Origin of the sequence: Enterococcus songbeiensis (genome assembly GCF_005405265.1) — a bacterium.
GTDB classification, from domain to species: domain Bacteria; phylum Bacillota; class Bacilli; order Lactobacillales; family Enterococcaceae; genus Enterococcus_C; species Enterococcus_C songbeiensis.
This window is the reverse complement of the sequence record NZ_BJDS01000004.1, coordinates 72,005-97,580: the sequence shown is the minus strand read 5'-3', so window position 1 is coordinate 97,580 and position 25,576 is coordinate 72,005. Positions and strand designations below refer to the sequence as shown.

Below are 25,576 nucleotides of genomic sequence, written 5' to 3'. Positions count from 1 at the left end.
CTCCTCCTTCAAGTTTAATAATCATTCAAAATGTCGCCTAATGGGTCGCCGGTGTTTCCGCCGCCGCCATTAGATGATCCGCCCATTTTAGTAATGTTCAGGTAGATCAAAGCGATTGCGACTGCCAATGCACCCAATGCGATCAATGTCAATTGTGAGATTGCTGCTACAACAAAACCGATAACAAAGAATGGCCATACTTCTTTGGTTGCCATCATGTTGATAACCATTGCATAACCAACAGCAACAACCATACCACCACCGATTGCCATACCATCTGTCAACCAAGCTGGCATTGATTCCAATGCAGAACGAACGGTTTCTGCTGGGATGAATAATAGAGCTGCAGCAGGAACTGCGATACGAACACCTTGTAAAGCAACAGCGATCATATGCCATAATTCTACTTTACGATAATTTCCTTCTTCTGCAGCACCATCCATAATATGAACGATTGGCACAGCAATTGTACGAACGATCATAGTCAAGAACAATCCAGCAACTGCCAATGGGATTGCAAGAGCAATAGCAGATGTTACGCCTTCTTTACCTTGTCCACCTAAAACTAAAATAATTGCTGATGCAACAGATGCCAATGCAGCATCTGGTGCTACGGCTGCTCCAATATTTGCCCAACCTAGAGCGATCATTTGTAGTGATCCTCCAAGAATGATACCTGCTTCTAAGTTACCGGTCACTAACCCGATTAGTGTACATGCCACAAGTGGTTGGTGGAATTGGAATTCATCTAAAATCCCTTCCATACCAGCCATAAATGCCACGATAACGACTAATATCACCTGAATGAAATTCAAATCCATGATTATTAATCCTCCGTTTTCTTCTAATTTTTTTATGCATTTATTTCGCTTTTGCTAATTCATCTTTTGCTTTTTTAAGAATTTCGTTCATATTGTCGCGAGAGTCATTTGGTACTTTACGTACATCAAATGAAATGCCTTTGTCTTTCATTGTTTCAAAAGCTTTAACATCTTCGTCACCCATTGACAACACTTTACTTACAACTACTTTTCCGACTGAGTGAGCCATAGAGCCGACGTTTACTTCTTTGATATCAACGCCACCTTCAATTGCTCGCAACATGTCTTCTGGATTTTCAAATAATAACAATGCCTTAGTGTTACCAAAACGAGGATCTTTTGCGATTTCAATCATTTTATTAATTGGAATGACATTCGCTTTAACACCTGGAGGAGCAGCTTGCTCAATCAGTTTTTTGCGAAGATCATCTTTTGCTACGGCATCAGATACAACGATAATACGACTTGGTAAAACAGATTTTGTCCATGCTGTGGCTACTTGACCATGTAATAGACGAGAATCAATCCGTGCTAAAACAATTTTTAATTTACCATCACCTAAGACTGTTCCCACAGGAATCGCGCCTTTAGGTTGTGTAGCATCCGCTGTTGCTGCAGGTGCAGCTGTTTTTGGTTCAAGTTCTTCGGGTTTGATTCGTACCCCTTCTTTTGCTGTTTCAAGGATATGTGCGGCAATTTCTTGCGCAGATTCCATTGAGAAGCGGGATGCGTACGCTTCAATAACCATTGGCAAATTCATGCCGGCAACAATTGCCCAAGTGTCTTTGTGTTGTTCGAACAAATTGTTTGCTTGGTTAAATGGTGTTCCGCCCCATAGGTCGACTAAGATTAATACTTCGTCTTGATTATCGAAAGAGGCGACTGCTTCTTCCATTTTGGCCTTCAAATCATCTGGTCCTTCGCTTGGCATCAGCGTAACAGCTTTTACGTTTTCTTGTTCTCCAAAGATCATTGCTCCGGATTGCAAGATGCCTTCAGCGAATTGTCCATGACTTGCTAGGATAATTCCTACCATCTTTATACCTCCTATTTGACTTTTTTGGTTTCAATAGCTTGTGCGTGAATAACATCGAATAAATGCGGTTTGCGACAATTGCTATTTTCCAACTACAACAACTTTTCCTTTTCTAACAGTTCCATCAAGTAGACTTTGCGGTCAGCAGGTACTTTGCGAATCTCTAGTTCGATAGCGAGTGCTGCGAGATACTTGAATGACTGAATGTCCTGATCATTCATCGAAACAAAATTGGTAATCATGCGTTTGCCAGAAGAAAAGCTCATTCCACCAATGTTTACCGAAGAAAGAACGATACCGCCTTTTATTAAGCGGACAACATCTTGTGGGTTTGTAAACAACAGCATCACCTTTTGTCCATTAAACAAATCATTCGTGTAAATCTCAATCATTTTATCGACTGTAATGACATTTGATTTGATCCCCGGCGGCGCCGCTTCACTTAATAAAAACCTCCGTAATTGATCCTTAGCTACTTCATCACTGATAACTAAAATTCGATCGACTTTCGTTTGTTTCGACCAAGCTGTTGCCACTTGTCCGTGAATCAAGCGATCATCAATACGCGCCAAACGTATATCGATGCCCATCACCATACCTCCTACTTACCAACACTGTCTCTAAATGACAAATTCATGCCACTTATTCTTGTCTTCACCTCCTGTATCCTCTTATATATAAGCAAGATGTGTGCCAACTTTCTAAGCGATACACTATTTAATAAATCCTTAACTTATAAGAAATTTAAAAAATACACTAGAAAGGTACACTGTTCTAAAGTGTATCATTCTAGTGTATTTATTTACTCCTGTTCCAATAAAAGCTGTTTTTCTTGATGGGTATGAATAATCTCCATCAAAAAGTATTCTTCCGCTTCCGGTACCTCCAAGCGCAGAAAACGTTCCAAGGATTGTACATGCAGATGCAACCGTTGATAAAAAGAATCTTGAAGTAGCTTTTCAATCGTTGCTTGATCGACAGTCAACGGCTGACGGACTAGAATCCGCTCAATCATTCCCGCGGTATGCAGCGCAAGATTGATTTCCAAACCGTATTCTTGTTGGGAAAAGCCAGCGTCCTTGACCGTTTCAACAACAAAATTCCAAATGGGTTGAAACAATTTTTGTGGATTGATGTAGGTGAAACTTTCTTCCATAAAGCGAATAGCGGTTTCCGTTGCTTTTTCCTCGTTCAACTGGAAGTCGCCTTCAATAAACGTCGGTTCCTTATCCACTAAAATCCGATCCAATAAAGCACCGACATCCTGATCGATAAAACGATCTAAAGGGATAAAAGGAGCACTAATTTTCGGATCAACGATGCCAGTTGCCGCAATCAAATGATACGTCTCCTGAATTTTCGGCAATTCACTTTTTAAATTCACCACAGATAGAGGTACAACAGTCAATTCCTGCTCTTGTTTTTTCGAAAGCGATCGCTGAATGATTTCTTTGATTCGTTGGGCGGTGCCTTCACCAGAAGCACAAATTGCTAGAATTGCTTGTTTCGCTCGATGGTTGTCTCGTTCAACGAGTACTCGTCCATACCCCTGAAATTTTTCCAATGATTCATATAAGCTCTCAAGGTCCGTGCCTAAAACAGAAGCTTTACGTACGGTTTCTAATACAACAGCCGTGGTTACCATATCAACCGTACGGACTTCGATGCCAGTTTCTCGGATAATTTCTTCATTAAACGTTGCTAATGAACCCATATCTACCAATAGCATGACACCACTTTTATCATTTACCTGCACCACTGCGTTTTTGATCTTTTCTAACGCCACTTTCGGCGACATATCCAGTGGCATATCCACTGCAGCAACTTGATCAACTTCCAACAGTTGCTGAACAACCTGCACCATGCTGCTGGCGGTGCTGTGTCCATGAGCAGCGACCACTACGCCGATTTTACCTTCTGTTTGATGCGCCCGTAGTGAAATCAAAAGAACTGCTAAATAATAATCTTCACTTTCAGGAATAATGACTTGAAACGTTTTGCCGATAAAGCGACGGATCTTTTTCGCCATAGCAAATTCTTCTGGGAATCCGGCGACCATTTGTCGAATGTTGTCATTCGTATGCCGTTCTTCTCCATCGTTGATTTTTTTCAAAAAAGAGCTAATGTGCAAACTCATGGCATAAACGAAATTTTGTTGAAACTCATACCCCAACTCTCGGCGAACATCTTCATAGATTCGGTTTGTTGCATCAATAATTTTTTGATCCACAAATTCCGACAATTTATTTTCTGCGTTAAAGGAAAAGCCATGATCTTTATAAAAAGATTTCAAATGAATATTGATATCCGTTGAAATAAAATGATTGATTGCTTCCTGATCCAGCCCATCCGCCTTCAGCAAAGCTGCCTTATCCCCAATAATATCGTAGAGATTGTAAGGTAGCTCGTAGGAATCCGTGCGAATTTCCACTAAACTTTCATTAGGCGAAATAACAATTTTAGGCTCTAAAATTTTAGATAATTCAGCTAAATTCTCCCTCCGATTGGCTAAAGAGGATAACCCTGAGCGAATTCCTTCCGGCAAATCAGTCATTGTAATCGCAATTTCTTCGTGCTGCATATGATTTAAGAACCCACGGGCACAAACCAGTTGGATATTTGATTTTAATTGTCCGATATTTCCGTAGCTGACGCTGCCAATCAATACTTTGATTACGTCCTCGGTCAAGGAGATTTTCCGCTGAATTCGGTTAGCTTCTTGCGCTACCATAATTTTAACCAAATCAACTTTTTCCGAAGCAGGCCGCTGTTCAAAGGAAGGCAGCTGGATATTGATCGGTATCCGACGGACAAAAGTATCCAGCAAGGAAGAATTTGGATCTTCTGTCGTAGCTCCTACGATCCGAACATCTGCCTGATGATTTTTTCCTGTTTCCCCCAATCGGCTATAGGTTCCATGATCCATGAAATAAAAAATCATTTCCTGTCCCTCAGGTGGTAAACGGTGAATCTCATCAAGAAAGAGCATCCCGCCGTTTGCTTGATCAATAATACCGATTTTTTCTTGTTCCGCTCCCGTAAAAGCACCCTTTACGTAACCGAATAAGTGGCTCATCAATAATTCTGGGTTGTTGGCGTAGTCCGCACAGTTAAAAACAATCAATTCTTTTTCTTCATCAATCACATGATTGCTTTTCGCAAATTGGAACATGACATGAGCAAAATAGGTTTTCCCAGACCCAGTAGGTCCGGTGATTAGACAGTTTAATCCTTTTGGCGGATATAAAATCGCCGCCTTTGCTTGCTCTACGGCATTTTTCATGCTGTTATTTGCCCCAACAATCCGTGTAAAAATATCTTGGACGGCTATTGGAGCGCTGACAAATTGTGGTTGAGCCAATTCTCGCGGTATCTGCTCTTCTTTGTAGCTAACGACATGCTTTTTTGCAGGAGGTTGAATAGCTGGGTATGCGGCGTACCGAACTGGACGACCATCGATTTTTTTCAACCGATTTTGTCTAACGAGTTCATTTAAATCTTTGCTGGCATTGGTACGTTGAATCGCCAAAACTTCCGCCACTTCCTGCGTCGTTATACCGAAGTTTCCTTCCTCCGGTCCGGAAAAACGGGCCATCTGCTGCAAAACATACTGATAAATGCGATCAATTCTCTTTGACATAGGGGACTCCTTTCTCCAACTATTTTCAGGCAATTTGACTATTATGTAGTGTATCGTTTTTTTATTATAGCTTTTTTTCATCAAAACAAAAGATATTTGCCTTTTTTGACGTATCTTTTATTTATGTATACTAAAATAAGGAGTATCATACCTATTAAGTATACCATTTATCCCAATTCTCTAATACTATTCGCTTCGAGACAAAAAATCAGGTCTCAGCCAGCGACCTGATTTTTCTCAATATTTTGATAAAACTTTTTATTTTTCTTCAACAAATCGCAGATGACGTATTCCTTGGATTGCTTTGACAAACACGGGGGTCAGAATGACCGCTGCAATAATTTCCGACACACCATTAGTTACTGCGATTGTTCCTAGAACAATCACCAAGTGAGAGGTAGTCGTTTGGTACATCGCTGCCGCAAATTCTGTATACAATGTTCCCATGAAAAATAAAACTAGAAGGGTATTAGTTAAAGTGCCTAGTACGGCAGCAACCATCGAAGAAAAAACCAGTCGCCGTCCCCTTTGGTAAAGCCAGGAAAAAATCCATCCTGCAACCAACCCCACTAATACCCGAGGTAAAACCGCAATGATCGGATTTGTAAACACCGTCGTATCAAATAGAGTCGTTGGAAAAGTCCAAACACGAATCATTGTGAAAAGTCCCCACATCAATCCGACAAACATCCCATCTTTTGTTCCCAAAACAATCGCTGCTACGATAACTGTAATGTGGATAATTGTCAGATTCGTTAACCCAAGGGGAATATATCCTAAAAAGGGGATCATCGTCTGTAGAATGATTAAGGCTGTCAGTATTGCTCGAATCGCGATACGATACGCTTTGCTTTTTTTCATTTTCTTCTCCCTTTTTCATTTATCCTTCTTATTTTTCAATAATAACATAACGTTTAATATTTTGTGTCAATTTATCGGAAAATTTCGCATAATTCTGGCCTTTTGGTTTCATCTCTAAAATGTGTTATAATTAGTGAACACGAGAAATATTTTTAAGCGACAAATTTAATTCATTTTTATGAAATTTATTCAAACTGGCGTAACTACAGGGTTACAAGGATGTACTAGTGGTTAGGGAGTACATCGTTTAAATGAGAAATAGTTAATTTTTAGTAATAGTCACCACCAACTTTAAACTAATAAATATTGATTCGTCAGATAGCCTTCTCTTAATCGAGAGGGCTATCGTTCATTTTAGGCAAAATTTAATTTTTAAAAAGAAAATTTCTGCCCCATTCTCTGCCCCACAGCCGATTTTTCGTAAAAAAAGAGAGCTGGTACACCAACAAACGTTGATGTACCAGCTCTCTTTCACTTATAGCCTGTGCCGGATTCGAACCGGCGCCTCCGCACTGAGAATGCGGCGTCTTAAACCCCTTGACTAACAGGTCAAAATGAGTACGTGTTTATTCTAGCACTTTTCAAAAAAATGTAAACCGCCAATTTTTTTCATAACTTTTCGAAAATAGCTTTCACATACTCTGTCTTAGACACATACTGTTTTCAATAAAAATAAATGACAAATTTTTTCTATCCTCTGTTATTCCTCAAATTTTGAAAAGGGAACAAACGGCACTTGTTGTTTTTGAGGTGCATTCAATGTTTTCTGCAGCCAAACAATATCGTACCATTGATCAAACTTGTAACCAACCTTTGGAAAAGTAGCCACCAGCTGATACCCGCGTTTTTCATGAAAAGCAATGCTCTGCTCATTACCCCCGGTCACACACGCAGTTGCCTGTACCACTCCTTGCCGCTTCAATTGTGTTTCTAGAGCTTGGTATAAGGCAGAACCAATTCCTTTGGCACGGATAGTTTGGCAGACATAGACGGTCACTTCAACTGTCCAATCATAAGCCGCCCGCGATTTATAGGTTCCTGCATAAGCATAACCGACAATTTTACCCATTTCATCTTCTGCAACCAAATACGGATAACGAATCAGCGTATCTGCAATCCGTTGTTGAAATTCTGCAAGTGTTGGCAGTGTATATTCAAAAGTTATGGCTGTTTCAGTTACATAGGGAGCGTAAATGGCCAGCAGCTCCACGGCATCGGCTGGTTTTGCTACTCGAATCTTTTCCATCGTGATTCCTTCTTTTTTCATTTTTTCTTATTTTACGAAATGAATCGACAAAAGACTAGCTTTTTTATCTTCTATCAACAATAGACTTCCAACTGTTTAGGCAAAACCTTTAAATGAATCGGCAAAGAACAGCCTTCATCCCCATCAACATTTGTTTTAATTGACAACTTATTTTCTAATGCAATTCTTCCTTCACGAAACGTTCGATACGCGACATTGTCATTGGTCGCATCAATTCCCTTTAACAAATCAGGAACAGATCTGACTGTTTCCAGCCAATTTTTATCCTTCAAATAAATCAGATGCAACAAGCCATCATCCACTTTCGCCTCCGGAAACAACTGCTCAAATCCCCCAACAGAATTTGTCAGGCTGACAATCACCGTGCTGCTTTCAATTTGTTCCTTTTCATCATCAAGACATAGCTGAAAAGGATAGCTCTGATTCCCCGAGAGTTGCTTTAATCCTGAAATAAAATACGCCAATTTTCCAAATCTCGTTTTTTCTTCTGCACTCACGTGATTGATTGCTTCTGGAATCAAACCGATTGCAACAACGTTCATAAAATACTGGTCGTTGATTTTCCCAAGATCAATTTTTTTCGTCTGAGAAAGATTCAATTCGTCGATTGCTTTCTTCGGATCGAGGGAAATGTGTAAAGCACGAGCAAGATCGTTCACCGTTCCTAAAGGAAAGAAACCAAACTTCGGCGGTGATTTCTGCTCTGCCAACCCATTAATCACCTCATTGACCGTTCCATCTCCTCCCATTGCAAATACACTATCGTAGTTTTCAATTGCTGCCTGCCGGGCAAAATTTGTGGCATCACCAGCTTTTTCGGTAGCTAAAATCACGACATCTGTAAAAAGCTGGGATAACTTTTCAACAACCAATTTTTCAAACTCTTTTGCTTTTTCCCCACCCGAACTTGGATTTACAATCAGCATGGCGTTTTTCACGGCGTTTCCTCCTAGCATTCCTTAGTCTCTTTAGTATAGCAAGGAAGACGGAAAAAACGGAAATAAATGGGTTTCGCGTATAAAAAAAGCCCAAACCCTTGATAAGGGGTTGGACTATGATTTCTTATGCTTCTTGCGCTACAGGATAAACAGATACTTGTTTTTTGTCGCGGCCTTTACGTTCGAAACGAACAACGCCATCAACTTTAGCAAACAATGTATCGTCACCGCCGATACCTACATTTACACCTGGGTAAATTTTTGTACCACGTTGGCGGTAAAGGATTGATCCACCAGTAACAGTTTGACCGTCAGCACGTTTAGCACCTAAACGTTTTGATTCTGAGTCACGTCCGTTAGAAGTAGAACCCCCACCTTTTTTATGAGCGAAGAATTGCAAATTCATTTTCATCAACATGAGATGCACCTCCTATTTTTCTATAATCGTAGAGATTTGGATATATTCGCTTTGTTCTTTTTCAATTGATTGAAGACCCAACAGCAAATTTTCTAATAAGATTTGCTCAATGTTGGTTTGTTCCTGAGTCAAACCGGAAACCAATGACATACGAAGGTAACCACCCTCGTCTTCATTTGCTTCAACACTTGGCTCTGTTCCTGCTAAAGCATTGATTCCATTGATTGTGCTGATTGCTAATGCAGAAACTCCTGCACAGACAATATCACTGCCATATGGTCCTGCTTCGGCATGTCCAGTCAATGTAAAAGAAACAATTTGACCAGAGTCATTTCTTTTGAATGTCCCTTTGATCATAAGTTGCAACCTTCTTTTTCGCAAAAATTATGCGTTGATTGCATCGATAACCACTTTTGTATAAGGTTGACGATGACCTTGTTTACGGTGAGAATGTTTTTTAGGTTTGTATTTGAACGTTACGACTTTCTTTTGTTTGCCGTGTTTTTCTACAGTTCCTACAACAGTTGCACCGGCAACAGTTGGGGCTCCAACCTTCGTTGATTCTCCACCAACAAGAACGACTTCGTCAAAAGTCACTTTTTCGCCTGCTTCAACGTCTAATTTTTCAACGTAGATTGCTTGGCCAACTTCGACTTTCAATTGTTTTCCACCAGTTTTGATAATTGCGTACATGCTTAACAGCACCTCCTTATAATATACTTAGACTCGCCATCCCAAGTGACTCTCGTACTTACAAACTTGTTCTGAGCGGTTGTAGCTGTGGAGTCCACAATTACAACAAGAACACTTTATCAGAAAAAAACAGCAGCGTCAATTGATTTCTGCCGTTTTCCATATTATTTTCATTTTTTCAGCAAACAATTTATACTGATGATCAGAAAGAGAGGCATCCATAATGAACTATCCTGATTCTTTAGTAGCGGACGTTTTCCAACGCTCGGTCGGCTTTAAACTAGAAGGATTCGTTCCTGGTCAAGGACCACTCCAGCCAAAATTGATGATTGTCGGTGAAGCACCGGGAAGAAAAGAAATCACCAATTTTATTCCCTTCAGTGGCCAAGCAGGAGTTGAATTAATGAAATGCTTTGACAGTGTTGGATTGACGCGAGAGGAAGTATATATTACTAGTGCGGTTCGCAGTCGTCCGTTTTCTGTTAAAGAACGAAAAAATAAACGCACTGGTGAAGAAGAAATCGTTACACCAAATCGGACGCCAAGCAAAAAGGAAGTACTTGCCCATGCACCTATTTTAGATTATGAAATAAAAAAAGTTGCCCCCCGATTGATTGCCACTGTCGGAAACATCGGCTTACAACGATTATTGGGACCAAAATATGTGATTACATCCGCCCACGGGAAAATTATTCAGCATCCGATTTTACAGTTGGATGCCGGACAGGAGAAATATAGTTGGACAAAAAACAGTTACACGATTGTTCCATTATTTCATCCCGCTGCCGTTTTCTATAATCGAAAGCTTCAACCCTTGATTGAGGAAGATTGGCGGGTAATCGGAACGCTATTGCAATAAATTGAAAGAAACATCTTTTAAAAATCTGGCTGAGAAAAAAGATTGCGGCGCTTCCCTACTCTCAGCTATAATGAACAACGAGGTGGAGCTTGTGCAAAATGAAATGATGCATCGTCCAATTGTAAAAGAAGACTTAGTGGACTTCATGCGAACAAAACAGAAACCATTAACAGACGAACTCGGAAAAATCGAAGCAGAGGCAAATCAGCAAGGCGTACCGATCATTCCCCATGAAACAGTCGTCTTTCTTCAATTTTTACTTGGTCAAATAAAACCAAAAAACATTCTGGAAATCGGTGCAGCCATCGGGTTTTCTTCCAGTTTAATGGCACAAACGATCGGCAAAGACGGTCACGTGACAACTATTGATCGCTTTGATGTGATGATTGAAAAAGCAAAAAAGACGTATCAAAGATTACATCTCGAACAAAGTGTCACGTTGTTGGAAGGACAAGCCGCAACAATTTTACCCACATTGTCTGGTCCTTATGATTTTATTTTTATGGATAGTGCCAAAGCAAAATATATTGAATTTTTACCAGAATGCTTACGACTTCTAAAAAAAGGCGGCGTTTTAATGGTAGATGATATTTTTCAAGGAGGAACGATTTTATTGCCTGATGAAGAAATTCCTCGCAAAAATCGATCCATCCATCGGAAACTGAATCAATTTCTCAACGTAGTCATGACACATCCTGATTTGACCTCTAGCCTTGTACCATTAGGTGATGGCATCATTTTGATCACCAAAGAACAAGAGCAGGTGACAATTGATTGATTGCAAACGGACTTTCCTAAAAAATAGAACGTCTAAGGAGATTTTCGAAAAGACCTTTCTTAGGAAAATGCACAGGAATTAGCGAAAATGGATTGACTTTACCGGTTCGGTTTTCTATAATTAGCTTTGTTGCTGAAATGTCATAGTAGCTCAGCCGGATAGAGCATCCGCCTTCTAAGCGGACGGTCGGGGGTTCGAATCCCTCCTGTGACGTTAATAAACCGTTAAGAATGGTGATTCTTAGCGGTTTTTTTGTCTTAACACAAGTTTATGCCAATAATTTTTTATCTTTATAAAACCCAAACAAAAACACGCCCTTGTAAGCGTGTTTTTGACTTTATTCAGGTGTGCCAATAATTTTGATGTACTCGTCAATATTTTTGATAGACATCGTTTTGATTACTAACTGCTCGCGTTTGTTCCATTTTCCGCTTACTTCAAGAATATATTTATTCAAAGGAAGCCGTAGCACGTATTTAGCAAGGTAACGATCTTTAATGATACAATTAACGATTTTTCCCTCTACCTTCAACTGTACTCCCGTCAGCATCATCGGTTTTTCTTGAAAAACATGGGTGTTGACTAGCAGACCACAATATGTCTCCATTCTGCTAACATCCTTTCCATCTTAGAAAGATTTCTTTTACGAAGGGTAAAACCTCACCGCAATAAATGACGCGGCTTATTTACCGTCCTTCTTTTATTGTATACGTACAAAAAAGATAGTCAAATAAGAATGTGTTTTTTCAAAAAATATTTTTAAAAACGACTATTGGATTGTTTCCTTTTAGGTTTCGCAGCTAATTGTTCCACCATCAATCCCAGCGTTGTAACCGTCAAAAATCCTGCAATCATCCAGAAAATAATTATGGCTATTTGGATCACCCGTCGAGAAACAAAGTGCCCCACATATGGCAGGTGCCAAACCGGCTGTCCAATCAAATTGCGGCTACTGACTAGCCCCACCTCCATCTGATCGGCGCCATCGCCTTTTGTATAAAAGGCAAATTCTTCTTCCTTTGCCACCACCCGCCGTGTTTTGATGTTTTCCCCTTGATTGACATAGTAAGTGATGATTTCTCCTACCAAAATATTTTCCGGTTTTTCTTTCTTAACAAAAATTAAACTGCCTTCTGGATATGTCGGTGCCATTTTATGGTCCTTAGCAATGGTAAAAGACATTCCTAATAAGTGAGGGAGTAAAACAACCAGCAGTGAAATTGCCATTAAAAAAATCAGACCGATAGATGTGACGACCCCGATTCGCCCTCTTCGTTTCACTTGACCACCTCACTAATCATTTTCTTTCCTATTTCTAATAATATAGTTTTAGTTATGTTTTTTCAATCATTTTAACTGTTATTTTATAACTTTAACCGCTTTAGCTCACATCTTATATATTTAGGTTGACTAACAGATGTTCTTCTAATAATCTGATATTAGAAAACGAAAGGATATTATTTTATGAATTCGTTAAATAATGAGAGTATTAAAAAAAATTATTGGCATTGGTTGCCTTATCTTCTGATTCTTCTTACCTTCTTTCTGATCATTGGTTTTTATATCAAATCGATTGTTGCCCCTTTTTCTAATTCGCAGATGGCAGAGATTACCGATACATGGACTTATTTTTCACAAGATGATCCTGAAACGGTTTTTCAAAGCCAACATTTACAAAAATTGCCCAACATTGATCCAGATGAAGTAATGGTGATGGAACGACAGATGGTCCGCAAATCGGCCCACCCGGAGATCTTAATTCAAGGAAATCATCAATGGATGAAAGTATTCTTAGACAACGAGCAATTCTTTGAATATTCTCCCGCGGATACTCACTTAATAGATGGAAAAAATCCAGGAAAATTATTAACGGAGATTCAAATGCCAAAAGAATATGTGGGTAAAACCTTACGTATTGAGATTGCTACTCCCTATCAAAAATATGCTGGATTACCTCCGCGAGTTTTTCTTGGCGAGGCAAATTCGTTGATGTCTTACGTGTTTTCCGTCTCCCTGACACAAATTCTAATTTTTATTTTAGCAGTTTCTATCGGTGTCACAGTCCTTGGTTTTGTTGGTCGTAAACTTTGGCAAGGAGAAAAATTGCATCTTCGATTGATCTTATTTGGTTGTTTTGCAATTACTGTCGGCATGGAAGCAGCAGCCGGGGATATTGTCAGTGGCCTTTTATTTAGTCCATCCGTCAATTCTACCCTTGCCAACGTATTGGCAACTTTAGTTCCGTTACTTCTTACAGCGTATTATTGCAGTCGGATGGAAGCCGTTCAGCGTCCTTATCGAATGTGGGTCTCCATGCACATTTCTATCAGCCTGTTGATTTTAGGTATCGCTGTCTTCACAAAGCGGGATTTACCGGAACTAATGTCCTTTATCGATGCCATGAACGTTTTTTCAACTCTGGCTGCCTCTCTTGCCTGTATTGCGGAAGTCATTCATAAAACCCGTTTTTTTGTCATCTGTACCCCATGGATCATTCTCATTGCGATTGCACACTGTTTTCTATATATTAGTGACATTGTTGGTGCCAATAATCACACCATCAATTGGTCAGGATTATTTTTTGTGATTATTCTATTGGTTATCACTGTATATACCGTCCTTGAATTTATCGGCGGCAACGAAGAAAATAAACGACAGATACATTTCTTAGAAATAAAAACCGCCCTGCTGGAAGAAAACCGCACCACCTTGATTCAGCACTTGAAAGAAGTCGAACATTTGCGTTTGGAATTCAAGAAAAACCTGCTGGCACTAAAACAGCTTGGTGGTGAAGGACAAACTGAAGCTGTTACCGAATATATTCAACAGCTTTTAGAAGACGCAAAAGATTTTGAAGGACTACAAACTTTTTCCGAGCACTCGCTGACGAATCTTTTACTGGCTCGTTTTCAAAAATTAGCCGATCAAAAAAGTATCACCACTCATTTTCAAGTGGCACTTCCTGAAACCTTGGCGATTCCAGATGAAGATCTGACACAGTTATTTGCGCATCTTTTCGAACATGCTTTGCGGGAAACCTATGCCATCAACGATCCAAAAAAACGACAAATCAATCTAAATATCAGCTATGAACAGGAAGTACTACAAATTTCCTGTGAGCATACAGCACATTATCACAAAAATATTTTTGACACAGGTATCACCACTGATTTGCCAGAAAAAGAAACCTTCGATCTTTGGATGATTGAATCTGTTCTCCGCAAATATGCCGGTACATTGGATAAGAAACAAACTGAGAAAACAGATCGTTTGGATATCCTGCTTTCTGCCTGATGAACATCTTTATCTTATGTTTTCTTCAACAAAGAAATAAAAAATTGTTCTTGCAATTTTTGTCTTTGCCTTTTACTATGTAAAGTAGTTGGATTAGTAGTAGTAAGATGGTCACAGAAAGTCAAACCACGGCTGTAAGTTTGATACCCGCTCTTTTTACGAACCTGCCACCTGCATGAATGACTTGTGATGAAGTCGGGGGAAAGCCCTTATCCTTTTTTGAGCAGGACTGTAAAAAACAGTCAACAAAGGTGGTACCGCGAAGTCCAAGCATTTCGTCCTTTTATTAGGATGAAATGCTTTTTTATTTTTAAAGGAGGAAACAACATGAGTAACGAACAAAAAAATGATTTTACAGAATGGTATCTACAAACGATCCAAAAGGCGGAACTGATGGCCTACTCACCCGTAAAAGGTTCGATTATTTTCCGTCCCGACGGCTATGAGCTTTGGGAACATATTCAAGAAGAATTCAATAAATTTTTACGTAGTGAAGGTATTCGCAATGCATACTTCCCAATGCTGATTCCTCAAAGCTTCTTCATGAAGGAAGCCGATCATATCGAAGGCTTCGCCCCAGAACTACCTTGGGTGACCAAAGTCGGTAATGAGAACTTAGAAGAACCTTTGGCTTTGCGACCAACCTCGGAAACGATGATTGGCTCTGCCTTTTCTGATTGGATCAATTCCTACCGCGATCTTCCTTATGAAATTAACCAATGGGCCAATGTTTTTCGTTGGGAAAAGAAGACTCTCCCATTTTTACGGACTTCAGAATTTTTATGGCAAGAAGGACACACTGCCCATGAAAATGAAGAAGACGCTCGAACTCGAACAATGAAAATTTTGGATGAGTATGCGCGACTGTGCGAAGAATTTTTAGCAATTCCTGTTTACAAAGGACAAAAAACCCCTTCTGAACGTTTTGCCGGTGCAGTAGATACTTACTCTATCGAAGCCATGATGAAAGATGGCAAGGCTGTTCAAGCCGGAACCTCCCATTATTTGGGAACAAAATTTGCGGATGCCTTTGACATCACCTATCTGACAAAAGAAAACAAACACACTTTTGTTCACACCACTTCTTGGGGAATCTCTACTCGTTTGTTAGGCTCTTTGATTATGACCCATGGTGATGACAACGGGTTGGTTTTCCCTCCAACGATTGCACCAACTCAAATCGTTTTGATGCCAGTAGGGCCTTGGAAAAAGAATCCCGCTATTTTGGAAAAATTAGAAGCTTTGTTTGCTACCTTTAAAGCGGCTGGTTATCGTGTACGTCTAGATGATACCGATAATTCACCCGGCTATAAATTCCACGAGTGGGAATTAAAAGGTGCCTGCCTACGAATTGAATGCGGTCCTCGGGATCTAGAAAACAATCATGTCATGGTTAAAGTTCGCGACTTATCAGAAAAAATGGCGGTTTCCTTTGATGATCTGAATGAGTACGTCAAAGAACAATTAGCCGTCATGCCAAAACGGTTATTGGAAGCAGCTCGCGAGCGCAACAAAGAAAATGAACATTTCGACATCGATACCTTGGAAGATCTAAAAGCCCATATCGAACGATGCAAGGAAGCAGATCAAGTTCCTGGATTTGTTCTGATTGGTTGGGATGGTACCGAAGAAACGGAAGCAAAAATCAAAGAAGAAACTGGTTTTACTACACGAAACATTCCTTTTGCACCACCAATGGAAAAAACTGTCGATATCGTCAGCGGCAAACCTGCTAAACATACTGTTTGGATTGCTCGTGCGTATTAATTAAAAAAGCGACCTGAAACTGCAACAGCAGTCAAGGTCGCTTTTTATTATCAATAAATCAATTCCAACAGGTCAGTCGGCTCAATATTGCCAAAATATTTTTTCACATCAATCGACCCAACAGCCGTCGTCAACGCATCCTTTTCATATTTGACACCCAGCAGTGCATCTTCAACATCTTTGATATCACCTAACCCAAAGAAGTCACCGAAAATTTTTGCTTCAGAAATTCTGCCATTTTCCACATTAAGACGGATATCAATGGACCCGATTGGGAATCGTTTCCGGCGTTCAATTTCAAACTCTGGAGACTTGCCGTAGTTCCAATCCCAGTTGCGATAGTATTGATCAGAAATTTCATTAACCTTTTTCCAATCTTCCTCAGTCAGTTCATAGGTTTTTATTTCATCCGTTGAAGAAACACCAAAAATTTTCAGCAGAATCTCTTGACGAAATTCTTCGGTCGTCATTCCTTGATTTTCTTTTGGTAAAAACGGTTTGATATTCGTTACTCGAGAACGGATTGATTTGATTCCTTTTGATTCAATCTTATCTTTACGTACCTTCAAGGCTTTGACTACCTCATTGATGTCACTGTCAAACATAATCGTCCCATGGGCAAACATCCGTCCGTTGGTTGCATACATTGCATTACCGGAAAACTTCATATCATCAATGACTAAATCGTTACGCCCTTTTAATTCTGCTCCTTCAACCCCCATTTCATGTAAGGCTTGAATAATCGGTTTCGTCAATTTTTCAAAGTCTCGGAAGGAATTGCCATCATCTGGCATAATAAAACTAAAATTCAAATTCCCAAAATCATGATAAACGGCACCACCACCACTGAAACGACGGATAACATGGATTCCTTGTTCGTCGACATACTCTTTATTGATTTCTTCAATGGTATTTTGATTCCGTCCGATGATAATCGATGGTTCATTGATATAAAAAAGCAGAATTGGTTCATCGACTTTCATTTCTTGAAGCAAAAAAACTTCAATTGCAAGATTGATTCTAGGGTCATTGTTTTCATTTGGTACAAAAATCACACTCTCGTCCTCCTAAATGTCGAATGTTTTTCCCACTTCTGCCAGCTCCACCGATACTTGAAAATCCGCAGCTTCTTCTGCCTGCGCTTTTAACTGTTTCAACTCTCCTTGTTGTGGCAAATGGGTTAACACCAGTTTTTTTACACGTGCCTGTTTGGCGATTTCTCCAGATTCTTTGGAAGTGAAATGGGCTTTGTGTTTTTCATTTCCGGCAAACAAGTACGTATCTGCCAAAAACAGGTCCGCATCCTTTGCAAATTCCTGAAAAGTTTCCAAATAGCCTGAGTCACCAGTGAATACAAAAACTTTCCCTGTACTAGTTTCAACAAAACGCATTGCATAGCAAGTGACTGGATGTATCGTCTTCATAAATGTAACAGAAAACGGTCCCAATTCCAACTGTTTCGTCTCAAAATAGGGACGACCCTCTGTCACTCCCGGCAACGTCAATTCGTTGTAATGAAACTCATCCAACGTATGGCCATAGATGGGTAAAAGTGGTTTGGGTTCCAACGTCGGGTACAACTGCCAATAATATTGCAATACACCCAGATCAGCAATATGGTCATAATGATAGTGGGATAAAATCACTGCATCCAGTGCCAGAGGATCTAGAATTTTTTCTAATTCAAGTAAGGTCCCGCTCCCTGCATCCAGCAACAAATGAAAATCACCTGATTCCAGTAAATATCCGGTTGTGCCCTTTCCTTGGTAAGGATAGGCACCTAAGCAGCCTAAAACCGTTAATTTCATTTTATACACGCTCCTTTTTTCTCTATGCTAGCACAAAAAAAGTGTCTCCTCAAAAAGGAAACACTTCAACCGTTTAGATTGGATCACCGATCTGTTTGCGAGAATCGTCGTAAAAAGCGGCGATGCTGACATTGGCGTAAGTCACCGCCCATAACGTACCGATAACAAAAGCCAACATTCCCAAAATATACCAGCCGATAAAGGACAGTTGCAGCAAAATGTATTGTCCGATTCGCCCTTTTAATAATTTCCAACCGTAGCTCAAGCTGGCCCCAACTTTCAAATCCGGAAAGTCCATTTTTGCCCAAGCAGCAAACTGAAAGACACCGGTAACGATGCTTGATGCCACCAACAAGACAAGAACCAACAAAAAGAAAAGTAAGACTAACAGTAAATTATCGCCAAAAATGTGTTGAAAAATTGCATCAGTATTTGTCCCGTTACTAACCACTAACGCAGCATAGACACTGGCACCGAACATTACCAATAAAGGTAAAAATACGATTAAGCCCACCAGATAACCCGCCACACTATTTAGAAAATTAATGATCATCATCGGCACATAATATTTTTTGTTAAAGATGACAAAAATCTGTCCCGCTTCTGCCTTCCCACCACGAACAACGTACAATGCTACAAAATAAGTCGCATAAGTAAAGGCAAACAACACAAGATTGCTGACCAAAAAGTCAAGAACAGTTGCCTGTGTACTTTCTGCTTTAAAGTTCGTGATGCCGCTAAAAATATTTTGGACGATTCCGCTAGCAAAAATCGATAGAAAAACGATTAAGACATTCATCCCCCATTGACCGGCCAATCTTTCTCTTGCCTGTTTTCTTAATTCTGGATTTGTTTTTTGCATGGAAAGCCTCCTAATTTTTTAATAACTTCTCAATTCATTTACTGTTTGATCGTCCAAACGACGAATTACTTCTGTTACTAATTTTACCGTATTCAAATAATCATCTTCATGGATGACTGATGTGTGAGAGTGCAGATAGCGAACAGGCACCGTGATTGCCAAAGAAGGAACACCATCACGAGTCAAGTGCATTTGACCGGCATCGGTTCCACCACCGGTAATTACTGTATATTGGAAGGGAATCTCTAATTCTTCCGCCACATTGATGACAAAATTCAATAATTTTTTGTGAGGAATCATAGAAGCGTCAAAAATCAAAATTTGCGGTCCTTTGCCCAACTCAGAATCTGCTTCCTTCGGTGTCATTCCCGGCGTATCTCCTGCAGTTCCGGTATCAAGAGCAATTGCGATATCTGGATTGACTAAGTGGGTGCTGGTTCTGGCTCCTCGCAAGCCAACTTCTTCCATCACATCACTACCGGCAAATAAACAATTAGGATGATTTTCTTTTGACAGAATTTCTAATACTCGCAGTGAAACGGCGGTCCCAATCCGATTATCCCATGCCTTTGCCAATAAAAATTTTCCATCATTCAAGCGTTGATAGTGAATATAAGGGGTAATCATATCTCCGGGACGAATGCCCCATCCTTTTGCTTCTTTGTCACTTGATGCGCCAATATCGATAAACATTTCCTTCACATCGTAAGGTTGTTTTCGTGCCTCAGGACTTAAAACGTGAGGCGGTTTTGAACCAATCACACCATGGATGATCTTACCAGCTTGGGTTTTGATTTCGACTTGTTGTGCCAACATAACTTGTCCCCACCAGCCGCCAAGGGTTTGAAATTCGATGAACCCTTTTTCTGTGATTTTGGTCACCATAAATCCTACTTCATCCATATGACCAGAAATAAAGATTTTCGGACCGCCACCTTCTCCTGTGTGTTTTGCAACAACACTGCCTAGGCCATCAAAAAAAATATCTTCAGCAAACGGTTTGGCGTACGCTTTAAATACCTCTCTTACTTCTTCTTCATTTCCCGGAACTCCCCGAGCAGAAGTAAGATCGATCAATAATTGTTCTTCTTTTCCATCTAACATTTCTGTCTCTCCTCATAAAATATTTCTACTGATAAATTATACCATTCTTCTTTCTTTTTTGTACCCACATTCCCTACTAATGGTATTCTCTCACTAAAAACCTGCGATACTTAGACCTCCATTGTTCAGCTTTCGATAATTCGTGAGTAAATTTGGGCTGTGATTATATAGAAAATCAAATAAGCACCAGCCATAATGCCACAAAACAGATAGGCAAGCCAATAATTGTCACTAGTAATAAATTGATTCAATACATAAATAGCAAACATTGCATGGCCGGTTCCTAATAAAATCGGCGGCACGAAAATCCAAGCATTTTGCTGGTAAATCAAATGGCGAATCTCTTTTTGTGACACACCTAGCTTTTTCAAAAGTTGGTAGGCATTTTTTTCGTTCTCGGCTTCTGAAAACTGTCGCAGCATCAAAATACTTGCGGTCGTAATCATCACAATTACCCCAATAAATAAAGCAACATAAATAGAGATTCCCGCCTGACGACGAGCACGTCGGATGGCCGGAAAACGACTGGTTTGGTTCATTCGAACATTGCTACCGGAAAAATCTCCGGCGGCTCCACTGATTTCTTTTTTCTGGATACTGCCAGTAAAAGAAGTTCCCTGCCGGTCGTAATCAAAATAAATTTCATCCGACCAAGTCAGAGGCAACACTGTGTTGAGCTGCTGATTTAATTTTTCCTGATCAGCAACATCCGCAACATCCACCATTGCCACCGTGTAATCAATCCCTTCAACAGTGTCAAACACCTGCTGGCTGACGACTAAAACCGACCCGCTATACCTTAAAAAGCTCTCACCTAAATAATCGGGATACATTTTCTGTAAATCCAAAGTCACTTGATCTTCTAGATAAATCTGCCGCTCCACACTAGTAATTCCTCGAAAACTATTGTAGGAGTAATCAAAGAGGACCGCAGCATTGGCGGTTTTCAACTGAATTTTTGGCAAGCTAGACTGAACGTTTCGAAATTCATTATAATTATCAATCGTCAGTAAATTAATGAGCTGTTGCTGCTGGGTTTGTTGGGTGTTCAAGACCTTCAAGCTCAAATAACTGCCGGTAGCCTTATACTGTAACAACGTCTCGTTCGTGATTTTTCCGTTATTTCCCTGAATCACCTGTTGCAAGGTTGGCAAACTTTCTTGTCGAACCTGAAAATCTGTCGGATTGCTGTTTCGAACCACTTGAGAATTTAATGCAATTAATGAAATCGTGGCACCAATGATCGCAATAGCAATCGCAGCAACAATCGTCGTTAACGAAAGGCTTCGCCAACTACGAAGCACGTGAACCCGACTGTTATTCAGCATGAACAAGGTCAATCCTTGGTAGCTTTTTTTTCGTTTTCGCAACAGATGAATCAGGCTTTTGATTGTAAAACGATAAAATAAATACGTTCCCACGACGCATAGCGTAAGAATCAGTAAAGGCAGCCAAAAAACGATCCACAAATCATGGGTTTTACCAATATAATCAAATAAAAGGTCATGAATAAAAAAGGCAAGAAAATAACCGCTGCCGATAAAAATCAGCCCCATACTGCCAAAAAGAATCGACCAGAAGGAAACCTTTGTTTGGGAGGAAGGAAAAGCCATCCCCTTTGAAAAAAGTTCTGCCAATTGTTTTTTTGATAAAATCCAAATATTTTGCAACGCCAGTACAAGATAAACAAATAGGAACACATTTGCTGTGAAAAGAATCGACGGAAAAGAGATAAAAAACTCACTGTCGATTTCTAAAGCCATGGCTTTGATTAAAATCATTGAGAAAAACTTTGACAAAATCACACCTAAAAGAATACCGATAACAAAGGAAACACTATTCAGTACAAACGTTTCCAATAGAAATTGCCCGACGATTCGCAACCGTTTCAACCCAAAAAGTTGATACAAGGCGATTTCTTTTCGTCGTTTCACGATAAAAAAGCGATTGGCACTTAGCATAAAGACTAATACAATCAGTAGCACTAAAAAATTTCCAAGATTCAGTATGCCTTCAATTTGAACGTCTTGACTGGTTCGTTTGATCAGGGCTGAATCATAGGTGATTGCCGAAAAAGAGTAAAAACTCATGACAGCCATTGTCATGCAAAGAAACGGAACCGCATAATTGCGGAATTGTTTCAAAAAACTGCGCCACGCCAATTTATAAAGCATGTCGCCGCCCTCCTCCACCAATAGTTGCCTGCATATCGATTACTTTGTCAAAAAATTCCTTTCGAGAACCACGGCGCACGACTTCCGCAAAAAATACACCGTCTTTGATGAATAAAATACGATTGCAATAACTGGCAGTGTACGGATCATGAGTCACCATCAAAATAGTTGCATCTTCTTTTAAATTGATCTCACTTAAATAGTTTAATAATTCACCTGCAGATTTTGAATCCAAGGCACCCGTCGGCTCATCGGCAAAAATTACTTCTGGATGGGTTGCCAAGGCTCGCGCCGCCGCTACCCGTTGCCTCTGCCCCACAGACAATTCTTCAGGGTATCGTTTCAAAAGCATTTGAATCCCCAATAATTCCGTCACATGCGCCACCCGCTGCTCCATTTCAGTCAGTGGCAAACGATCAATGGCTAAAGGCAGGAGAATATTGTCCCGCACATTTAATGTTTCTAATAAATTAAATTCCTGAAAAATAAAACCGATTTTTTTTCGGCGGAAATCACTTAATTCTGTTTCACTCATTTTTGTTACATCTTGCCCCGCGATATGAACCGTTCCAAATGTCGGCAGTGCAATCGAAGACAAAATATTCATTAGCGTGGTTTTTCCCGCACCGCTAGGACCCATAATCCCCACGAATTCCCCTTTATCCACTGTAAAGGACAAATTATCCAGCACTTTCGTCTGATTAAAACGATTCCCATAGGTCTTGCTTAAATGTTTGACATCAATAATCGTTTTCATCCGCGTCACTCCCTTCATAATTCATGGTAGCATAATTTCTAGTAGTTTCACGACTTTAGGTTACGAAATTTGATAGAAAATTTTTTATTCATTTTACCGTAAATTTATAAATCCTAAAAGCCTATGTTCATCAGCTTTCATACTTTTTCAACGAAAATTATACACTATATATTGTGTTGGTTTTTCTTATGAAACATTTTTACCCACTATATCTAGTTGCAGGATTTGTTCAATTCCATTATGATAATTAGTGAACAATCGTTTTAAAGGAGTGGAGCCCAATGATGAAAATCAGCAAAACCGTGGAGACGACACAACGTCATCCGCAATTAAGCAGTATGAAAATCGTAAAGCGCGACGGCCGCCTCGTTGATTTTGATGACCAAAAAATTTATGATGCACTGGTAAAAGCCAAAACACAGGTCAGCGGCGAACTATCTCCGTTAGATCATGAACGAATTTTAGAAATCGTTGAACGCGTGGACCAAGAAATTGCCGAACGTTTCACAAACAATGTTAAAATCTATGAAATCCAAAATATCGTTGAACACACACTTTTAGAAAAGAACGAATATGCTTTGGCGGAACACTACATCAATTATCGAACTCGCCGCGATTTTTCCCGCAGTAAAGCGACAGATATTAATTTTACTATCGGTAAGCTAATCAACAAAGATCAGTCAGTAGTCAATGAAAACGCCAATAAGGACAGCGATGTCTTCAATACACAACGAGACCTGACTGCCGGGATCGTCGGGAAATCCATCGGGTTAAAGATGCTTCCTCCTCATGTGGCAAATGCACACCAAAAAGGGGACATCCATTACCATGATCTGGATTACCATCCTTATACCCCAATGACCAATTGCTGTTTAATCGATTTTAAAGGCATGCTGAACAATGGGTTTAAAATCGGTAACGCCGAGGTGGAATCACCAAAATCTATTCAAACGGCAACTGCACAGATTTCTCAAATCATCGCAAATGTTGCTTCCAGTCAATACGGCGGCTGTTCCTGTGACCGTACCGATGAATTGTTGGCTCCTTTTGCTGAATTAAATTATCAAAAGCATTTGCAAGATGCCAAAGACTGGATTGAAGACACCTCTCGTCAAGAAGAATTTGCCAAAACAAAGACTCGCAAAGATATTTTTGATGCCATGCAAAGTTTAGAGTATGAAATCAATACCCTGTTTACCTCTAACGGACAAACACCCTTTACCTCCCTAGGTTTTGGGTTAGGAACTTCTTGGTTTGAACGAGAAATTCAAAAAGCAATTCTGCAAAACCGGATTAATGGATTAGGCAGCGAAAAACGGACTGCCATCTTTCCAAAATTGATTTTTTCAATGAAGCGGGGCGTCAATGCTAATCCAAACGATCCAAATTACGATATCAAGCAACTAGCTTTGGAATGTGCCACCAAACGGATGTATCCGGATATTTTGAATTACGAAAAGCTGATCGAACTGACCGGCAGCTTTAAAGTACCAATGGGGTGTCGTTCTTTCTTGCAGGGCTGGAAAGATGAAAACGGCGAAGAAATTAATGTAGGGCGAATGAATTTAGGCGTTGTCACTTTGAACCTGCCGCGAATTGCAATGGAAGCCCAAGGCGATCAAGACAAATTCTGGCAAATTCTGGAAGAACGTTTAGGTATCGTAAAAGATGCCTTGGTTTATCGTGTGGAGCGCTGTAAAGAAGCAGCCCCGGCGAACGCTCCCATCCTATATATGTATGGTGCTTTTGGCAAACGTTTAGGTCGAAAAGATTCCGTCAACGAATTATTCAAAAATAAACGTGCCACGGTTTCTTTGGGCTATATCGGTCTTTATGAAGTGGCTTCTGCCTTCTTTGGCGGCGAATGGGAAAATAATCCTGAAGCAAAAGAATTCACTCTTTCAATTCTTAAAGAATTAAAAGCCCATGCAGATAACTGGGGAAATGAATATGGCTATCACTTCAGCGTATATTCCACCCCAAGTGAAAGCCTAACGGATCGTTTTTGCCGTTTGGATACAGAAAAATTTGGATTGGTTGAAAATATTACCGACAAAGAATATTACACAAATAGTTTTCATTATGATGTCCGTAAAAATCCAACTCCCTTTGAAAAACTTGATTTCGAAAAAGATTACACGAAATATTGTTCCGGCGGCTTTATTCATTATTGTGAATATCCTGTCCTGCAACAAAATCCGAAAGCATTGGAAGCAGTTTGGGATTATTCCTACGATCGCATCGGCTATCTTGGAACAAATACGCCAATCGATCATTGTTACGAATGCGGCTTCGAAGGAGATTTTACACCAACTGAACGAGGCTTTGAATGCCCACAATGCGGCAACCATGATCCCAAAACCTGTGATGTGGTCAAACGTACTTGTGGCTATCTAGGAAACCCCCAAGCCCGTCCTATGGTTCATGGTCGTCACAAAGAAATTTCCTCACGGGTCAAACACATGAAATAATCAATCAAGCAAAAAAAGGAAGTTTTTC

At 40.0% G+C, this 25,576-nt stretch carries 23 protein-coding genes, 2 tRNA genes and 1 other annotated feature; of the genes, 6 read left to right on the top strand and 19 right to left on the bottom strand.

Features of this window, described 5'->3' with window-relative positions:
* Positions 1–14: 14 nt before the first annotated feature.
* The 11 genes from FFM66_RS03675 to rplU form a co-directional block, all read right to left on the bottom strand.
* Complete coding sequence (locus FFM66_RS03675) at positions 15–821, bottom strand: PTS mannose/fructose/sorbose transporter subunit IIC (protein ID WP_371851510.1); 807 nt, start codon at positions 819–821, stop codon at positions 15–17.
* A gap of 40 nt (positions 822–861) precedes the next feature.
* The gene (locus FFM66_RS03670; RefSeq protein ID WP_048604854.1) at positions 862–1,857 is read right to left on the bottom strand and encodes a mannose/fructose/sorbose PTS transporter subunit IIA; all 996 of its coding nucleotides are present in this window, start codon (positions 1,855–1,857) and stop codon (positions 862–864) included.
* 92 nt (positions 1,858–1,949) lie between these two features.
* Complete coding sequence (locus FFM66_RS03665; RefSeq protein ID WP_171000789.1) at positions 1,950–2,441, bottom strand: mannose/fructose/sorbose PTS transporter subunit IIB; 492 nt, start codon at positions 2,439–2,441, stop codon at positions 1,950–1,952.
* Between the two features lie 218 nt (positions 2,442–2,659).
* Positions 2,660–5,497: a sigma-54-dependent transcriptional regulator gene (locus FFM66_RS03660; RefSeq protein WP_137605016.1), complete on the bottom strand. Its 2,838-nt coding sequence runs from the start codon at positions 5,495–5,497 to the stop codon at positions 2,660–2,662.
* Positions 5,498–5,755: 258 nt separating this feature from the next.
* Complete coding sequence (locus FFM66_RS03655; RefSeq protein WP_137605015.1) at positions 5,756–6,358, bottom strand: ECF transporter S component; 603 nt, start codon at positions 6,356–6,358, stop codon at positions 5,756–5,758.
* A 478-nt stretch (positions 6,359–6,836) separates the two neighbouring features.
* Positions 6,837–6,909 (bottom strand) — tRNA-Glu (locus FFM66_RS03650).
* A gap of 149 nt (positions 6,910–7,058) precedes the next feature.
* Complete coding sequence (locus FFM66_RS03645; protein ID WP_137605049.1) at positions 7,059–7,604, bottom strand: GNAT family N-acetyltransferase; 546 nt, start codon at positions 7,602–7,604, stop codon at positions 7,059–7,061.
* Between the two features lie 74 nt (positions 7,605–7,678).
* Positions 7,679–8,563, bottom strand: a complete 885-nt coding sequence (locus tag FFM66_RS03640) for a diacylglycerol/lipid kinase family protein (RefSeq protein ID WP_048604849.1) — start codon at positions 8,561–8,563, stop codon at positions 7,679–7,681.
* Positions 8,564–8,687: 124 nt separating this feature from the next.
* On the bottom strand, positions 8,688–8,981 hold the full coding sequence (rpmA, locus tag FFM66_RS03635) for a 50S ribosomal protein L27 (protein ID WP_048604848.1): 294 nt from the start codon (positions 8,979–8,981) through the stop codon (positions 8,688–8,690).
* 12 nt (positions 8,982–8,993) lie between these two features.
* On the bottom strand, positions 8,994–9,338 hold the full coding sequence (locus FFM66_RS03630) for a ribosomal-processing cysteine protease Prp (RefSeq protein ID WP_048604847.1): 345 nt from the start codon (positions 9,336–9,338) through the stop codon (positions 8,994–8,996).
* Positions 9,339–9,365: 27 nt separating this feature from the next.
* Positions 9,366–9,674, bottom strand: coding sequence for a 50S ribosomal protein L21 (rplU, locus tag FFM66_RS03625; RefSeq protein WP_048604846.1), 309 nt, complete (start codon positions 9,672–9,674; stop codon positions 9,366–9,368).
* Between the two features lie 19 nt (positions 9,675–9,693).
* Positions 9,694–9,765 (bottom strand) — a sequence feature (ribosomal protein L21 leader region).
* Positions 9,766–9,897: 132 nt separating this feature from the next.
* Here rplU and FFM66_RS03620 point away from each other — a divergent pair.
* The 3 genes from FFM66_RS03620 to FFM66_RS03610 all read left to right on the top strand — a co-directional run bounded on the left by FFM66_RS03620 (position 9,898) and on the right by FFM66_RS03610 (position 11,524).
* Positions 9,898–10,533 carry a uracil-DNA glycosylase gene (locus FFM66_RS03620; RefSeq protein WP_137605014.1) on the top strand — a complete coding sequence of 212 codons (636 nt, stop codon included), beginning with the start codon at positions 9,898–9,900 and terminating at the stop codon, positions 10,531–10,533.
* A gap of 91 nt (positions 10,534–10,624) precedes the next feature.
* Positions 10,625–11,311 (top strand): O-methyltransferase, encoded by a 687-nt coding sequence (locus FFM66_RS03615; protein ID WP_137605013.1) that lies wholly within the window; start codon positions 10,625–10,627, stop codon positions 11,309–11,311.
* 139 nt (positions 11,312–11,450) lie between these two features.
* Positions 11,451–11,524, top strand: a tRNA-Arg gene (locus FFM66_RS03610).
* A gap of 124 nt (positions 11,525–11,648) precedes the next feature.
* Here FFM66_RS03610 and FFM66_RS03605 read toward each other — a convergent pair.
* Together FFM66_RS03605 and FFM66_RS03600 are read right to left on the bottom strand one after the other, a co-directional pair.
* Positions 11,649–11,918: a hypothetical protein gene (locus FFM66_RS03605; RefSeq protein WP_048604843.1), complete on the bottom strand. Its 270-nt coding sequence runs from the start codon at positions 11,916–11,918 to the stop codon at positions 11,649–11,651.
* Between the two features lie 152 nt (positions 11,919–12,070).
* Positions 12,071–12,592, bottom strand: coding sequence for a signal peptidase I (locus FFM66_RS03600; RefSeq protein WP_231586083.1), 522 nt, complete (start codon positions 12,590–12,592; stop codon positions 12,071–12,073).
* A 183-nt stretch (positions 12,593–12,775) separates the two neighbouring features.
* Between FFM66_RS03600 and FFM66_RS03595 the strand changes: the two genes are divergently transcribed.
* On the top strand, positions 12,776–14,605 hold the full coding sequence (locus FFM66_RS03595) for an ATP-binding protein (RefSeq protein ID WP_137605012.1): 1,830 nt from the start codon (positions 12,776–12,778) through the stop codon (positions 14,603–14,605).
* A gap of 327 nt (positions 14,606–14,932) precedes the next feature.
* On the top strand, positions 14,933–16,372 hold the full coding sequence (proS, locus tag FFM66_RS03590) for a proline--tRNA ligase (RefSeq protein WP_137605011.1): 1,440 nt from the start codon (positions 14,933–14,935) through the stop codon (positions 16,370–16,372).
* Positions 16,373–16,422: 50 nt separating this feature from the next.
* Here the strand turns inward: proS and lplA are convergent, their stop codons facing one another.
* The 6 genes from lplA to FFM66_RS03560 form a co-directional block, all read right to left on the bottom strand.
* The gene (lplA, locus tag FFM66_RS03585; protein ID WP_137605010.1) at positions 16,423–17,427 is read right to left on the bottom strand and encodes a lipoate--protein ligase; all 1,005 of its coding nucleotides are present in this window, start codon (positions 17,425–17,427) and stop codon (positions 16,423–16,425) included.
* A gap of 12 nt (positions 17,428–17,439) precedes the next feature.
* Positions 17,440–18,180, bottom strand: a complete 741-nt coding sequence (locus FFM66_RS03580; protein WP_048604839.1) for an MBL fold metallo-hydrolase — start codon at positions 18,178–18,180, stop codon at positions 17,440–17,442.
* 73 nt (positions 18,181–18,253) lie between these two features.
* Complete coding sequence (locus FFM66_RS03575; protein ID WP_048604838.1) at positions 18,254–19,042, bottom strand: DUF975 family protein; 789 nt, start codon at positions 19,040–19,042, stop codon at positions 18,254–18,256.
* An 18-nt stretch (positions 19,043–19,060) separates the two neighbouring features.
* Positions 19,061–20,146, bottom strand: coding sequence for a M42 family metallopeptidase (locus tag FFM66_RS03570; RefSeq protein WP_048604837.1), 1,086 nt, complete (start codon positions 20,144–20,146; stop codon positions 19,061–19,063).
* 125 nt (positions 20,147–20,271) lie between these two features.
* Positions 20,272–22,320, bottom strand: a complete 2,049-nt coding sequence (locus FFM66_RS03565; protein WP_137605009.1) for an FtsX-like permease family protein — start codon at positions 22,318–22,320, stop codon at positions 20,272–20,274.
* On the bottom strand, positions 22,310–23,077 hold the full coding sequence (locus FFM66_RS03560; protein ID WP_137605008.1) for an ABC transporter ATP-binding protein: 768 nt from the start codon (positions 23,075–23,077) through the stop codon (positions 22,310–22,312). The genes FFM66_RS03565 and FFM66_RS03560 overlap by 11 nt, the downstream gene beginning before the upstream one ends.
* A gap of 281 nt (positions 23,078–23,358) precedes the next feature.
* Here FFM66_RS03560 and nrdD point away from each other — a divergent pair, with 281 nt between their 5' ends.
* Complete coding sequence (gene nrdD, locus FFM66_RS03555; RefSeq protein ID WP_048604834.1) at positions 23,359–25,548, top strand: anaerobic ribonucleoside-triphosphate reductase; 2,190 nt, start codon at positions 23,359–23,361, stop codon at positions 25,546–25,548.
* Positions 25,549–25,576 lie beyond the last annotated feature (28 nt).

Excerpts from the sequence above, each read along its gene's own strand:
- FFM66_RS03620 (WP_137605014.1), top strand. The coding sequence starts at position 9,898 with ATGAACTATCCTGATTCTTTAGTAGCGGACGTTTTCCAACGCTCGGTC.
- FFM66_RS03560 (WP_137605008.1), bottom strand. The coding sequence starts at position 23,077 with ATGAAAACGATTATTGATGTCAAACATTTAAGCAAGACCTATGGGAAT.
- rplU (WP_048604846.1), bottom strand. The coding sequence starts at position 9,674 with ATGTACGCAATTATCAAAACTGGTGGAAAACAATTGAAAGTCGAAGTT.
- FFM66_RS03645 (WP_137605049.1), bottom strand. The coding sequence starts at position 7,604 with ATGGAAAAGATTCGAGTAGCAAAACCAGCCGATGCCGTGGAGCTGCTG.
- FFM66_RS03670 (WP_048604854.1), bottom strand. The coding sequence starts at position 1,857 with ATGGTAGGAATTATCCTAGCAAGTCATGGACAATTCGCTGAAGGCATC.
- nrdD (WP_048604834.1), top strand. The coding sequence starts at position 23,359 with ATGATGAAAATCAGCAAAACCGTGGAGACGACACAACGTCATCCGCAA.
- FFM66_RS03565 (WP_137605009.1), bottom strand. The coding sequence starts at position 22,320 with ATGCTTTATAAATTGGCGTGGCGCAGTTTTTTGAAACAATTCCGCAAT.
- FFM66_RS03575 (WP_048604838.1), bottom strand. The coding sequence starts at position 19,042 with ATGCAAAAAACAAATCCAGAATTAAGAAAACAGGCAAGAGAAAGATTG.
- FFM66_RS03570 (WP_048604837.1), bottom strand. The coding sequence starts at position 20,146 with ATGTTAGATGGAAAAGAAGAACAATTATTGATCGATCTTACTTCTGCT.
- FFM66_RS03630 (WP_048604847.1), bottom strand. The coding sequence starts at position 9,338 with ATGATCAAAGGGACATTCAAAAGAAATGACTCTGGTCAAATTGTTTCT.
- proS (WP_137605011.1), top strand. The coding sequence starts at position 14,933 with ATGAGTAACGAACAAAAAAATGATTTTACAGAATGGTATCTACAAACG.
- FFM66_RS03605 (WP_048604843.1), bottom strand. The coding sequence starts at position 11,918 with ATGGAGACATATTGTGGTCTGCTAGTCAACACCCATGTTTTTCAAGAA.
- FFM66_RS03595 (WP_137605012.1), top strand. The coding sequence starts at position 12,776 with ATGAATTCGTTAAATAATGAGAGTATTAAAAAAAATTATTGGCATTGG.
- FFM66_RS03660 (WP_137605016.1), bottom strand. The coding sequence starts at position 5,497 with ATGTCAAAGAGAATTGATCGCATTTATCAGTATGTTTTGCAGCAGATG.
- FFM66_RS03580 (WP_048604839.1), bottom strand. The coding sequence starts at position 18,180 with ATGAAATTAACGGTTTTAGGCTGCTTAGGTGCCTATCCTTACCAAGGA.
- FFM66_RS03675 (WP_371851510.1), bottom strand. The coding sequence starts at position 821 with ATGGATTTGAATTTCATTCAGGTGATATTAGTCGTTATCGTGGCATTT.
- rpmA (WP_048604848.1), bottom strand. The coding sequence starts at position 8,981 with ATGTTGATGAAAATGAATTTGCAATTCTTCGCTCATAAAAAAGGTGGG.
- FFM66_RS03655 (WP_137605015.1), bottom strand. The coding sequence starts at position 6,358 with ATGAAAAAAAGCAAAGCGTATCGTATCGCGATTCGAGCAATACTGACA.